This window comes from Saccharothrix sp. NRRL B-16348 (assembly GCF_001280085.1).
GTDB lineage: Bacteria > Actinomycetota > Actinomycetes > Mycobacteriales > Pseudonocardiaceae > Actinosynnema.
This window is the reverse complement of record NZ_LGED01000220.1, coordinates 179,207-192,172: the sequence shown is the minus strand read 5'-3', so window position 1 is coordinate 192,172 and position 12,966 is coordinate 179,207. Positions and strand designations below refer to the sequence as shown.

General features: G+C 70.5%; 12 protein-coding genes and 1 pseudogene. 7 read left to right on the top strand and 6 right to left on the bottom strand.

Annotated features, from left to right (window positions below; all coding sequences use genetic code 11):
* Positions 1–23: 23 nt before the first annotated feature.
* The gene (locus ADK67_RS31695; protein WP_053720214.1) at positions 24–782 is read right to left on the bottom strand and encodes an SDR family oxidoreductase; all 759 of its coding nucleotides are present in this window, start codon (positions 780–782) and stop codon (positions 24–26) included.
* Between the two features lie 175 nt (positions 783–957).
* Between ADK67_RS31695 and ADK67_RS49530 the strand changes: the two genes are divergently transcribed.
* Positions 958–2,703 (top strand): ferritin-like domain-containing protein, encoded by a 1,746-nt coding sequence (locus ADK67_RS49530; protein ID WP_231648435.1) that lies wholly within the window; start codon positions 958–960, stop codon positions 2,701–2,703.
* A 3-nt stretch (positions 2,704–2,706) separates the two neighbouring features.
* Here the strand turns inward: ADK67_RS49530 and ADK67_RS31685 are convergent, their stop codons facing one another.
* Positions 2,707–3,846: a low temperature requirement protein A gene (locus ADK67_RS31685; protein ID WP_231648434.1), complete on the bottom strand. Its 1,140-nt coding sequence runs from the start codon at positions 3,844–3,846 to the stop codon at positions 2,707–2,709.
* Between the two features lie 233 nt (positions 3,847–4,079).
* On the opposite strand from ADK67_RS31685, the gene ADK67_RS31680 reads away from it, so the two are divergent.
* The 4 genes from ADK67_RS31680 (at position 4,080) to ADK67_RS31665 (ending at position 8,575) form a co-directional block, all read left to right on the top strand.
* Positions 4,080–5,009, top strand: coding sequence for a sigma-70 family RNA polymerase sigma factor (locus ADK67_RS31680; protein WP_063797789.1), 930 nt, complete (start codon positions 4,080–4,082; stop codon positions 5,007–5,009).
* A gap of 7 nt (positions 5,010–5,016) precedes the next feature.
* Positions 5,017–5,385: a hypothetical protein gene (locus tag ADK67_RS31675; protein ID WP_053720212.1), complete on the top strand. Its 369-nt coding sequence runs from the start codon at positions 5,017–5,019 to the stop codon at positions 5,383–5,385.
* 95 nt (positions 5,386–5,480) lie between these two features.
* Entirely contained in the window at positions 5,481–6,473 is a 993-nt protein-coding gene (locus ADK67_RS31670) for an SDR family oxidoreductase (protein WP_063797788.1), read from the top strand.
* A 341-nt stretch (positions 6,474–6,814) separates the two neighbouring features.
* Positions 6,815–8,575 carry a serine/threonine-protein kinase gene (locus ADK67_RS31665; RefSeq protein ID WP_053720211.1) on the top strand — a complete coding sequence of 587 codons (1,761 nt, stop codon included), beginning with the start codon at positions 6,815–6,817 and terminating at the stop codon, positions 8,573–8,575.
* 187 nt (positions 8,576–8,762) lie between these two features.
* Here the strand turns inward: ADK67_RS31665 and ADK67_RS31660 are convergent, their stop codons facing one another.
* The 4 genes and pseudogenes from ADK67_RS31660 to ADK67_RS31650 all read right to left on the bottom strand — a co-directional run bounded on the left by ADK67_RS31660 (position 8,763) and on the right by ADK67_RS31650 (position 11,365).
* Positions 8,763–9,356, bottom strand: coding sequence for an acyl-CoA-like ligand-binding transcription factor (locus ADK67_RS31660; RefSeq protein WP_053720210.1), 594 nt, complete (start codon positions 9,354–9,356; stop codon positions 8,763–8,765).
* Positions 9,353–9,466 carry an aromatic-ring hydroxylase C-terminal domain-containing protein gene (locus ADK67_RS55140; protein ID WP_331459350.1) on the bottom strand — a complete coding sequence of 38 codons (114 nt, stop codon included), beginning with the start codon at positions 9,464–9,466 and terminating at the stop codon, positions 9,353–9,355. The genes ADK67_RS31660 and ADK67_RS55140 overlap by 4 nt, the downstream gene beginning before the upstream one ends.
* A gap of 347 nt (positions 9,467–9,813) precedes the next feature.
* Positions 9,814–10,746: pseudogene (locus ADK67_RS31655) on the bottom strand (FAD-dependent monooxygenase); the annotation flags it as partial.
* A gap of 43 nt (positions 10,747–10,789) precedes the next feature.
* Positions 10,790–11,365: a TetR/AcrR family transcriptional regulator gene (locus ADK67_RS31650; RefSeq protein WP_053720209.1), complete on the bottom strand. Its 576-nt coding sequence runs from the start codon at positions 11,363–11,365 to the stop codon at positions 10,790–10,792.
* A 138-nt stretch (positions 11,366–11,503) separates the two neighbouring features.
* Between ADK67_RS31650 and ADK67_RS31645 the strand changes: the two genes are divergently transcribed.
* Positions 11,504–12,238: an SDR family NAD(P)-dependent oxidoreductase gene (locus ADK67_RS31645; protein ID WP_053720246.1), complete on the top strand. Its 735-nt coding sequence runs from the start codon at positions 11,504–11,506 to the stop codon at positions 12,236–12,238.
* A 42-nt stretch (positions 12,239–12,280) separates the two neighbouring features.
* A complete protein-coding gene (locus ADK67_RS31640) occupies positions 12,281–12,904 on the top strand; it encodes an NADPH-dependent F420 reductase (RefSeq protein WP_053720208.1) in 624 nt (207 codons plus the stop codon).
* Positions 12,905–12,966: the final 62 nt, after the last annotated feature.

Sequence of the window (12,966 nt, the reverse complement as noted above, 5' to 3'; positions counted from 1 at the left end):
GTGAGCCCATCCGTCGTCATCGGCTACCTGGCCGGCGGCGGGTTGAGCGGGAGCCACTCCTCGAACCGGGTGGTGGACAGCTGCGCGTCGGGGCCGGGGAGCAGTGTGTCCTTCTCCAGCAGGGCGCCGAAGTAGCGTGCGTCCGGGTCGGTCACGACCTCGCGCGGGTCGCCCTGGAACGCCAGCCCCGTGCGGATCAGCTCGTCGAGGCCGAACTGCTCCGGTCCGGCCACCTCGACGACGCCGTTGAGCGGAGCGCCCACGGCGGTGCGGCCGACGGCGGCGGCCACGTCCTCGCCCGCGATGGGCTGGATCAGGGCGTCCGACAGGCGCACGGCGTCGCCGACCGTGGCCGCCTGGGCGATGCTGCGCACGAACTCGAAGAACTGGGTGGCGTGCACGATCGAGTAAGGCCGCCCCGAGTCCCTGATCAGCTGCTCCTGCGCGATCTTGGCCCGGAAGTAGCCGCTCTCGGCGAGCCGTTCGGTGCCGACCACCGACAACGCCACGTGGTGGCCCACGCCCGCCTTCTCCTCGGCGGCGAGCAGGTTGCCGGTGGACGTGCGGAAGAAGTCCATCACGGCGTCGTCGGCGAACGACGGCGAGTTGGAGACGTCGACCACGACCTGGGCACCGGCCAGCACCTCGTCCAGGCCCTCGCCGGTCAGCGTGTTCACCCCCGAATTGGGTGACGCGGGCACCGCCTCGTGGCCGTGCTCGGCCAGCTTCCGCACGAGCTTCGAGCCGATCAGACCGGTACCACCGATGACGACGATCTTCATGACATTGCCTCCGCACTGCCGCACCCGGCCACTCCGGGAACTCGGTCACCAGCTCAGACAGGACAGCCGTCCCGGTTGTGACACGGCCGGCGGAAATTCCGGCGTGTCACAACCGGAAGGCCTGTCCGGTCACCTGTTCACCACAGCCGTCCACCACCGAGACGAGGTTCCGGAATTGGGCACCACAGGAGCTCACGCGATCGACACGCTCGATGATCTGCGCCGCCACCTGCAGTGGGCGATCGAACTCGAGCACGCGACCATCCCCCCTTACCTGTGCGCGCTGTACTCGCTGGACCCCGAACGCAACGGCGAGGCCGTGCACGTGGTCGGCAGCGTTCTCGCAGAGGAGATGCTGCACCTGGCCCTGGCCGCGAACCTGCTGAACGCCGTGGGCGGCAGGCCCGAACTCGACACCCCGCGGCTACTGCCCGCGTACCCGCACCCGTTGCCGCACGGCGACCGGTCCGTGCAGGTCCACCTGGCACCGTTCGGGCCGCAAGCCCTCGACCTGTTCCTGCGCATCGAGCAGCCCGCGTCGGCCGACGCGCCGCCGCAGTCCGACGAGTACCGGACGATCGGCCAGTTCTACGCCGCGATCGAGGCCGGCATCCGGGCTCTGTGCGCGGAGCTCGGCGAGGCCGAGGTCTTCCGCGGCGACCCGGCACGGCAGGTCGGCGAGTTCCACCTCAGGGGCGGCGGCGGTCAGGTCATCGCCGTGCGCGACCTCCGGTCCGCGCTGGCCGCGTTGGCGGAGATCGTCGAGCAGGGCGAGGGCGCCGCCCGCACGGACGTGTGGGACGGCGACCACGACGTCTTCCACCCGGAACGCGAAGAAGTCGCGCATTACTACCGGTTCCAGGAACTCCGGCTCGGCCGCCGGTACCGCACCGGCGACACACCGCGGTCCGGGCCGACCGGCGAGGAGATCACGGTCGACTTCGACGGGGTGCTGCCGATGCGGCACAACCCGAGGACCGCGGACCACCCGGCAGGCAGCGCGGTGCGCCTGGCCCAGGAGGAGTTCAACCACACCTACTGCACTCTCCTCCACCTGCTGGAAGAGACGTTCAACGGCAGCCCGTCGCTGATGCGCGTCGCCACCGGCATGATGTACGCCTTGCGGGCGCAGGCGAAGGCCCTCATGACGACGCCGAGCGGCGACGGTCGCACGACCGCGGGCCCGACCTTCGAGTACGTGCCGCCCGAGCGGCGCCGGTGGAGCACGGGGGAGTCCCGGCGGATCACCGTGCTGGAGAACGGTCCCTACCTGGTGCACGGGCAGGTCCCGCTGCGCCGCAAGAAGAAGATCGTCTCTGAGGACGGCCAGTCCCTCACGTGGCAGACCCACGAGGACATCCCCACGGAGGAGACGTACGCGCTGTGCCGGTGCGGGCGCTCCGGCGTCAAGCCGTTCTGCGACGGCAGCCACGCCCGGCCGGACGCGGACGGGAAGCCGTTCGACGGCAGCGAAGCGCCGACCATGCCGCCCTACGCGGAACTCCGGCACACCCACGACGGAGTGGGCATCTCGGCGCACCGGGTCGGCGAGCTCTGCGTCCACGCCGCGTTCTGCATCGGTCGCACCCGGCCGATCGCCAAGATGCTGGACGACTCCGCCGACCCCGACGTCCGGTCGCACATCATGGGCCTGATCGACCACTGCCCGTCCGGTTCGTACTCCTACAGCCTCACCCGCGCCGGCGAGACCGTCGAACCGGACCTCCAGCCCGCGATCTCGGTCCTGGAGGAGGAGAACGGCCTCGCCAGTGCCCTCTGGGTCACCGGCCGGGTCCCCGTCGAACGCGCCGACGGGCAGCCGGTCGAGGCCCGCAACCGCACCACGCTGTGCCGTTGCGGTCACTCGTCGAACAAGCCGTTGTGCGACGGGACGCACCGGCGGATCGGGTTCCACGAGTGAGGGCTACGACCTCAGCTCCACGGCCCGCCGTTGGCGGGACACGACGGTCAGCGCCGTGACGACGACGCAGACCGCCGCGATCAGGGCCACGGCGCCGGCCGACCCCACGACCGGTGCCGCCTGAGGCACGAGCACGACGGCCACCGCACCGAGCAGCGGGCCGATGTGCCCGGCCACCGATCGCCGGATGAACGGTGCGTGGACCGCCCACAGCAGCACCAGGAACCCGGCGACCGGTATCGCCACCGCGTAACCGACCGTGGTCGCCGGGATCTCCGCGTGGTGCCCGCTCTGCGACACGGCGACCTCGAGACCGGCGCCGAGAGCGGCGAGCGCGGCGAACAACCCGAAATGGCCGTAGCCCCACTGGTACGAGCGGTGCCGCAGCGCGGCCAGCGCCTCGCCACCCGGTTCGAGCGAGTACAGCCACCACAACGCGAACATCAGCACGAGACCTGATCCCGCGACCACGCTCAGCGACGACGTCCACCCGTCCCGCACGACGGTGGCGACACCGGTCGACGCCGCGAACAGGGTTTCGCCGAAGAGGATGACCGTGAACAGGTTGTACCGCTCGGCGATGTGGTGGGGGTGCCAGGTCGTCCGGTTCCTCCGCTCCGCCCACGGCGGCACCGCGAGCTCGAACGCGGCGAGCACGACGAAGCCGGGCAGCAGCCCGCCGCCGGACAGCACGCCGGCTTCCGCCGACCACAGCCACACCAGCCAGCCCGCCTGCAGGACGGAGATGCCCACCGCGTAGCGCAGCGCCGTGCGCCGTCTCACCGGATCCTCGATCGCCGCTCGCACCCACTGCGCGACCAGGGTCACCCGCATGACGAGGTAACCCAGCGTCACCGTCCGGAAGTCACCTTCGGCGGCGGCCGGCACCCCGGCGGCGAGGATGAGCACGCCCGCCATCTGCAGCATCGTCATCACCCGGTAGGCGACGTCGTCGGTGTCGTAGGACGAGGCGAACCACGTGAAGTTCATCCACGCCCACCAGATCGTGAAGAACACCTCGAGGAACGGGAGGACGCCGGACGACGCGTGACCCGCCTCGATCGTGTGCGCCAGCTCCCTGACCGCACTCGCCACCGCGACCACGAACGTCAGGTCGAACAGCAGCTCCAGCCGGCTCGACACGCGATTCGGCTCTTCGGTTGAGCGTGCGTTCATCCGAACGCGTACACCGACGGTCCCCTCGGACCTGCCCTCAGCGCCGGCCATGGCTCACCGACCGCAGGATCTTCCGCATGATGCCCTCTGTTCTCTCGGGTTACCCGCTGAAGACCGGACAGGCCGGACGGTTGTGACGTGAACGGCATGGCCCCTCGCTCCGGGTGGGAGGCGGCCGGTGCAGGGGATAAGTTGAGCGTGTGGACGACCTGGAGGAGGCCGCGGCTGTCTTCATGGGCGTGCGGCCGCGTTTGTTCGGGATCGCGTATCGGATGTTGAGCAGTGCGACCGAGGCCGAGGACCTGGTGCAGGAGGTCTGGTTGCGGTGGCAGACGTGTGATCGTTCGGTGGTGGTCAACCCGGCCGCGTTCCTGGCGACGACGGCGACGCGGTTGGCGATCAACGCGTTGCAGTCGGCGCGGGTGCGGCGTGAGACGTATGTGGGGCCGTGGTTGCCGGAGCCGGTGGACACGAGTGCGGATCCGTACCTGGGTGCGGAGCGGGGTGAGGCGCTGGAGTTCGCGGCGTTGATGTTGATGGAGAAGCTGACGCCGAACGAGCGGGCGGCGTACGTGTTGCGGGAGGCGTTCGACTACTCGTACGCGCAGATCGCCGACATTCTGCAGTCGACGGAGCCGGCGGTGCGTCAGTTGGTCAGTCGGGCGCGCAAGCACATGGCGGGTGAACGGCGCACGCCGGCGACGGCCGCGGCGCAGCGGGAGCTGCTGTCCACGTTCATCACGGCCGCCCGCACCGGCGACATGGCCGCGTTGGAACGGCTCCTCTCGGCGGACGTGACGAGCCTGTCCGACGGCAACGGCAAGCTGGGCGTCGCCCGCAAGGTGCTCGTGGGCGTGCCTGCCGTCACGCAGTTCATGAACGCGATCACCTGGTTCTGGGACGGCCTCGACGTGCGGTGGGTGAGCGCGAACGGGCAGGTCTCCGCCGTGCTGAGGCGCAACGGCGTCGAGTTCGGCGTGCTCGCGGTCAGCACCACGACCGACGGCATCGACCGGGTGCTGTGGATGCTCAACCCCGAGAAGATCGCGGCGGTGTCCGACGTGTCGGAGTCGCCGACGTCACAATCTCCCCTGCTGCCCGGTCATGAAGGGCGACTGCGACAGAGCTGAGGGGTTGATGCTCAACCGGCTTGACGACGTCGCGCGGGGGTTCGCCGAGGCGTGCCTGCGGGACGACGTCGCCGCGGTCCGGGCCGCCTTGGACGCCGATGCGGTCGCCGTGTGCGACAGCGGCGGACTCGTGCCTGCCGCGGCAGGTGTCGTGCACGGCGCGGAGGACGTCACCCAGCTGGTCGCTGCCCTGCTGTGCGGGCGACCGCCGGACACCGAGTTGACCATCGAGTCGGTCAACGGCCGGACCGGGCTGGCGCTGCGCCGCGCGGGCCGTGCCCTCGCGGTCGTCGGCCTCCGGGAGGTCGACGCCAAAGTCACCGACGTGTGGATCGTGCTCAACCCGGCCAAGCTGAACGGCTGGCACCGCCGTTGACGCGATTTCGCGCGGGCTTGTCACAGACCGCCGGCCTGCCCTGTCTGAGCTGGCGTCGGGACCGCGACGGGCGGCCCGGCGGACAGGAGGTCGTCGTGAAGGTCGTGGTGATCGGCGGTACCGGTCTGATCGGGTCGAAACTCGTGTCGAGACTGGGTGGACACGGCCACGAGGTCGTGGCGGCGGCACCGGACACCGGCGTGGACACGCTCACCGGCGCGGGCCTCGCCGACGCCCTGACCGGCGCGGACGTCGTGGTCGACGTGTCGAGCACACCGTTCTCCGGTGACGCCGCGGAGCTCTTCGAGACGTCCACCCGCAACCTGCTCGCCGCGGAGGCGGTGGCACGCGTCGGCCACCACGTCGCACTGTCCGTGGTGGGCACCGGGCAGTCCCCGCAGAGCGGCTACTTCCGCGCGAGGAGCGCCCAGGAGAAGCTGATCGAGAACTCGGGGATGCCCTACTCGATCGTGCGCGCGACGCAGTTCCACGAGTTCTTGCCGCGCATGGCGGACTCGGCCACCGACGACGGCGCCGTCCGACTCGCGCCGGTGCTCTTCCAGCCCGTGGCGGGCGACGACGTCACCGAGGCGGTCGGCAGGATCTCCGCGGGTGCGCCGGTGAACGGGATCGTCGAGGTAGCCGGTCCCGAGCAGTTCCGGATGGACCGGTTCTTCCGCGACCTCCTGGCCGCGCGGAACGACCCGCGCACGGTCGTCACGGACCCGCACGCGAGCTACTTCGGCACCTCGCTCGGCGAGCGCACCCTCCTGCCCGGCCCGAACGCGATCCTCGGCACGACCCACTACCGGGACCGGCCGGATCGCACGGGCGGCGGCAACCCGACCGGCGACCACGCCTTCCTGCACGAACTCGAACTCACGGTCAGGGCAGAACTCGCCGAGGCCGAAGCCGGCCGGCTGGACGAGGCGGCCACCGGCCTGCCGATCGAGCAGTGGCTGTCCGATCCGGCGGAGACCCAGCTCTACGAAGCCGGCCTCCGCGGCCTCCTCGGCGCGGTCGAAGCCGTGGAAGAGGACTCCCGACCCCGCGACAAGGATCTGTGGAATCGGCACGGGCGTCGATAGGCGGTCATCGGCTGTCCGGGCAGGTTATCCACCGGAATGGTCGATAACCGTGAGTCCTGCCCGGCCTGCGGCAGGGTGGCAACGCGGTAGCCCGCAATTGTGCGGAAACGCGACGCCGCCCGCGCCGAGGCTGAACCGCCGGACCCGAATCCTTTTCGTGAAGCCGAAAGGCGGACAGCTGACGCGCAGGTCAACGACGTCGCGGCGATTCCACGCCATGCGACAACAACGACGACACCCTGGTGGCGCATTTCGAATGACGATCACGCACACCTGATTCCGCAAGACCATTCCGGTGAATTCCGTGACGACACCACTGAGCGATCACTACACTACCGACCGTGCGTACGGGGGATGTGGTCGACGGGCGTTACGTACTGGAAGAAGCACGTGGCTCCGGGTCCGGCGGCGTCGTCTGGACCGCGTTCGACCGGAAGCTGAAGCGGCGGGTGGCGCTCAAGCGGCCGCACGCGGTGGCGGACGAGACCGACCGGGCGCGGTTCCGCCGCGAGGCCCAAACCGCCGCACAGGTGCACCACCCGAACGCGATCTCGATCTTCGACACCGTCGACGCCGACGACTGCTGGCTCGTCATGGAGTACCTGCCCGCGGAGAGCCTGGACAAGGCGGTGGCGGTGCGGGGAGCGCTGCCGCCTGAGCGGGTGGCGAGGGTCGGACTGCAGATCGCGGCCGCGCTGGCCGCGGTGCACGCGAGGAACATCGTGCACCGCGACGTGAAGCCGGGCAACGTCCTGGTCACCGACGACGACCTGGCCAAGCTGACCGACTTCGGCATCTCCATCTGGCGAGAGGTGACCCGGACCGACGACGGCAGGATCAGCGGCACGCCGGCGTACACCTCGCCCGAGGTGGCGGGAGGGCACCCGGCGAGCCGCGCCTCGGACGTCTTCTCGCTCGGCGCCACGCTGTACGCGGCGGTGGAGGGCACCCCGCCCTTCGGCAGCGGTGAGTCGCACGAGGTGCTGGAACGCGCTCGACGTGGCGAGGTCCTGCCGATGCGCCAAGCGGGTCCACTGGCCCCGCTGCTGACGGAGATGCTGCGTCGGCGTCCCACCGAGAGACCGACCGCCGACGAGGTCCGATCACGCCTCAAGGACATCGTGGGCGATTGGGTCCCGCCGCCGGCCGCAGGCCCCGCCCGTTCCCCGGCCAAGCGGCGTCCCCTGCTCCGCGCCGCCGCGGCCGTCGCCTGCCTCGCGGTGCTCGGCGTCGCGGTGTCCTCCGGAGACCGCCAAGCGCCGGCAGCGCAACAACACGCGCCCGCCGGCGGTCCGGTCGGAGACGAGCGCACCGCCGACCCTTGTGCGCTGATCGACGAACGGGAGTTGCGCCGGTTCGGTCCGACACAGGTGCTCACCACCTACGGCAACTTCAACCGTTGTGACGCCCTGGTCGACGTCGGCGCCATAGAGCCCGTGGACATCGAGGTCCAACTGGTCACACGCGCGTCTCGCGTCGTGCAGGGGCGTCCGCTCGAGGTCGTCGAGGAAGCCCGGCTGAGCGGCGAGTGCGACCGCACCGTGATGGTGGACGACGACTACGCCGTCCGAGTGACGGCGAAGCTGGGCAACCCGCCGCTGGACCTCTGCGCGGTAGCCGACGTCGCGACGAGCACCGTGCTGGAGGTGCTCCGCAGCGGCATGATCCCCCGGCGGGCCACCCCGTTCCCGCCCGGCTCGCTCGCCCACGTCGACGCCTGCGCCCTGCTGGACGACGAGGCGCTCGCCACGCTGCCCTCGGTCAACCGCACGTCGGCCGTCAACGTGTTCGGGAACTGGTCGTGCAAGTGGCTCAGCACGATCGGCGGACCCGCCGTCAGCCTGCGCTACGACCAGCACTCGGCCCAGGAGGAGATCAAGGGCGAACTGGTCAAGTTGGACGGTCGCAACGCCTACGTGCAGTTGGACACGGACTCGAGCAAGAGCTGCACCGTCAGTGTTCCCCACCTACCGCCGAACCTGCCGCAGCAGGCGTACATCGACGTGGTGGAGCTGACGGTGAAGGGTGATCGACCGGGCATCGAGTACTGCCCACCGGCCAAGCGCCTGGCAACCGCCGCCGCCGGAAAGCTGCCTTCCTGACCGCTCAACGATTCGGCGACCGCGGGGCAGCGGACCTCGACGTCGCGCACCGTCAGGGTTCCGCGACTACACCGGTCGCGTCGACCAGTACCCGTTCGAGCCGTACACCGACGCCCAGTGGAAGTTGGTGCCAGGGCCGGCCGACTCGTCGGGCGTCCCGTGGCGCGGGACCAGGCGCCGACGTGGTTCAGCGTCCCGTGCCCAACGCCGCGAACGCCTCGTCGACCAGCGTCCGAAGATCGTCGGCGCCGTCACCGTCCACCCACGCGGTCAAGGCGGTGATGAGGGCCGCGGTGGCCGCGGCGGCGATGACCCTCAGGCGGAGGTCGACGGGTTGTCGCTCGCGGTCGGCCAGTGCCTGGGCCAGGAGGGATTGCGTGGTGGCGGTGTTGCGCCACTGACGGGCGCGCAGCGCCGGATTGGTGACGACCAGCCGTGTTCGGGCGTAGACGGCCTCGCGGTCGGTGGTGAGCACGGCGTCCAGGCCGGTGCGCAGTGCGGCGTGCAGGGCGGTCAGCGGGCTTTCGTCGGCCGGCCGGTCGCGGACCAGTTCGGCGATGAGCGGGTCGTAGTCGTCGTCCTCCACCACGGCTTCCTTGGTGGGGAAGTAGCGGAAGAAGGTCATGTGCGACACGCCCGCGGCGGTGGCGATCTCCTCCACGGTGGTCGCGTCGTAGCCCTTGCTCAGGAACAGCCGCAAGGCGTGGTCCTGGATCGCACGACGGGTGCGCGCCTTGCGCTGCTCGCGCAACCCGCCTGACGTGTTCTGGTCCGGTGTCACCGGTCAAGCATGGCCGTCAGCGCTCGGCGCAGCGCGTCCGGATCGGGCTTCCCGCGCCACGCGAGGTGTCCGTCGGGGCGGACGAGCAGCGCTCGGCCCTCGCGGTGCACCTCTCGCACGTCACCCAGCAGGTCGCGCGCCGTCGACAGGCACGGGTGGCCCGCCGGTGCGGCGAACGTCCAGCGGAACTCGTGGTGGCGGGCGAACTCGGGAACCCGGTCGCCGACGCGCGGTCGTCTGCCGAAGGGGATTGGGCGTAGCTGGTCTTGAGCTGCGACGCCTGCTCCCAGATCAGCTTCCGCACCGGCGGCAGCCCCATGAGCGGGAACAGCACGCGGTCGCGCACCACCCGGGCGAGGGCCGATTCGCCCAGCACCAGGCCGGTCAGGCCGCTGGTCGAGTCGAGCACGTCGGCCGCCACCGGCCTGCGCTCGGCCTCGTAACCGTCGAGCAAGCCGTGCCCCGCGCGTCCCGAGGTGACCAGGGCCAGCCGCCACGCCAGGTTCTCCGCGTCGCCCAACCCGGTGTTCATGCCCTGGCCGCCGAACGGGCTGTGGATGTGCGCGGCGTCCCCTGCCAGCAGCACCCGGCCCTGCCGATAGGTCCCGGCCAAGCGCCGGTGGATGCGGAACACCGACGTCCACACCCACTCCCCGCCCGCGCCGATCCGGACACCGGCGTGGCGTCCGGCGCAGGCCGCCAGGAACGCCGGGACGTCTTCGACCGCCACGCCCGGCGCGGGCGCCATGAACCGCCACACCCCGTCCGGCAGCGGGAACGCCGAGAACATCTCCTCGCCCCGAACCCACACCCCGACCGCGTCACGCGGCAACGGCAGCTCCACGCGCACGTCACCGAGCACGAAACCCTCGACCAGCGGCACACCCGGGAACCCGACACCTGACGCCTTGCGCACCACGCTGTGCGCGCCGTCGCAGCCGACCACCCACTCCGCGCCGACGTGGCCCGCCGACGTGGACAACACCACCCCGCCGTCGTCCTGCTCGACGCCCACGACCCGGGTGCCCCACTCGACCGCAACGCCCAGCTCGCCGAGCCGTGCCCGCAACCGGGCCTCGACCTCGGCCTGGGACACCAGCAGTCCGGGCTGCCGCACCAGCTTCGTCGGCTGCCCGACCCGCAACTCGCCCGCACGCCGACCACCGACGTGGATCACCACCCGGCGGATGCTCACCGACCGTCGGGGCAGGTCGCCCAGCGCCCCGAGCCTGCCCAGCACTTCACCGCCCCGCGGTTGCAGCCCCAACGCCCGCGACGTCGTGGCCGGCGCGACGGCCCCGTCCACGACGCGCACCGGCACGCCCTGCGTCCGCAGGGCACACGCCGTGGCCAACCCGGTCGGTCCAGCGCCCACTACGACAACACTCATGCGACTGAGTGTTAGCCACTAACAAAAGTTAGTCAATAACATTTCATGTCGCGGGGAGGGCGTTGTCGATGAGGACGGCGGCGATGGCGGCGGCGGTGGGGAAGGAGTCGCTGTCGAGGACCCGGGTGCGGGCCGAGGCGCCGTCGATGAGCAGTGCCAGTTGTTCGCCGAGCTGTTCGGGGTTGGTGGCGCCGGCTTCGCGGGCGGTTTCGGTGAGCCGTGCGGCGATGGCGGTCTTGTAGTCGCGCGCGTACTGGGACGCGGGGTGCTGGGGGTCGTGCAGTTCGACGGCCGCCGAGATGTAGGGGCACAGGGGTGTGGACGCGGGTATGTCGAAGGCGGCGAGGAGTCGTTCGCGGGGTGTGAGGTCCGTTCGGTCGAACACCCCGGGCATGACGTCGGGATCGAATCGGCGCAGGTACTCGGCGACGAGCTCGTCCTTGCTGGGGAAGTGCTGGTAGGCGGTGCGCTTGGACACCTGGGCCTCGGCGCAGAGCTGGTCCATGCCGGTGCGGTTGATGCCCTGATCGCGGAACAGCTGCTGTGACGCGCCGAGGATGCGCTCGCGTGCGCCCCTGCCGCGGCGCCGGCCCAGGGGGCCCTTCTCCAACTCCGCCATGCCTCCAGCATAGCCCGTGCGGTACTGCTCGGTGTACTTAGCTTGCGCCTCGACCGGCCGTCGGCTACGTTACGTACACAGTCTGGTGTATATAAGAGCCGAACTGCTTCGGATACCCCTCAACTCAACGGAGTGATCGTGGGAAAGCTCGACGGCAAGGTCGCGGTGATCACCGGCGGATCCACCGGCATGGCACTGGCCGGCGCCAAACTGTTCGTCGAGGAAGGGGCGCACGTCTTCATCCAGGCACGGCGGCAGGAAGCACTGGACGCCGCGGTCGAGCTGATCGGCCGCAACGTCACCGCCGTCCAGGGTGACGCGGCCGACCTGGACGACCTGGACCGCTTGTACGACACCGTCAAGCGGGAGAAGGGCTCGATCGACGTGCTGTGGGCCAACGCCGGGATGGGCGAACCCGCCGTCCTCGGCGAGATCACCGAGGACCAGTTCCACCGCGCGTTCTCGCTCAACGCGCGCGGCACCCTGTTCACCGTGCAGAAGGCACTGCCGCTGATCAACGACAACGGCTCGATCTTCATGACCGGGTCCAACGCCTCCCTCGGCGCCTTCCCCGGCTGGAGCCTCTACGCGGGGAGCAAGGCCGTCCAGCAGGCCTGGGCCCGCGTCTGGCTCAACGAACTGCGCGACCGCAGGATCCGGGTCAACGTCCTGACCCCCGGCCAGGTCGCCACCGCGAAACAGGAAGAACTGTTCGACGAGGCAACCAAAGCCGCCTTCGAATCCCTCATCCCCCGCGGCACGATGGGCCGCCCCGAAGAAGTCGCCACCATCGCCCTGTTCCTCGCCTCGGACGACTCCAGCTACGTCAACGGCCTGGAACTGGTCGCCGACGGCGGCACCACCGCCATCTGAACCCCGCGGGCGCACCCCACGACGAACGAGAGAGCACACCTCATGAGCAGCATCACCCTCATCGGCACGGGGAACATGGCCCGCACCATCGGCACGCTCGCGGTGGCGGGCGGCAACACCGTCGAGGTCATGGGCCGCGATCAGGCCAAGGCCGATGACCTGGCCCAGGCGCTGGGCGGCGGCGCGACGACGGGCAAGTGGGGCGCCGTCCCGGCCGGGGACATCGTCATCACGGCCCTGCTGCACGACGGTGTCGTCCCGGTCGTCGTCGACTACGGGGACGCCCTCGCGGGCAAGGTCATCGTCGATATCAGCAACCCCTTCAACGCCACGTTCGACGGCTTGGCCCACAGCGAGGAGACCTCGATCGCGCAGGAAGTCGCCAAGGTCGCCCCGGCCGGCGCCGGCGTGGTGAAGGCGTTCAACACCATCTTCCGCAACGTCCTGGCGAACGGCCGGCCCGACGTCTTCATCGCCGGCGACGACGCGCAAGCCAAGGCGGACGTGGCGGCCTTCATCCAGAGCCTCGACCTCCGGCCGCTGGACGTCGGCGGCCTGAAAATGGCGCACTGGCTGGAAGGACTGGGCGTGGTCACCGTGGGTCTCGCCGGCAACGGGGTCGGCCACTGGGACTTCGCCCTCGGCGTCAACGACTTCACCGGCTGAGCCCTCAGGTCCGAGCAGCCGGCGCGGGTCGGCTGCTCGGCGCTACGCCGCGACAGCGGCAA

Coding starts and splice junctions, on each gene's coding strand:
- ADK67_RS31695 (WP_053720214.1), bottom strand. CDS start 782: ATGAAGATCGTCGTCATCGGTGGTACCGGTCTGATCGGCTCGAAGCTC.
- ADK67_RS31675 (WP_053720212.1), top strand. CDS start 5,017: ATGCTCAACCGGCTTGACGACGTCGCGCGGGGGTTCGCCGAGGCGTGC.
- ADK67_RS31650 (WP_053720209.1), bottom strand. CDS start 11,365: ATGGCGGAGTTGGAGAAGGGCCCCCTGGGCCGGCGCCGCGGCAGGGGC.
- ADK67_RS31640 (WP_053720208.1), top strand. CDS start 12,281: ATGAGCAGCATCACCCTCATCGGCACGGGGAACATGGCCCGCACCATC.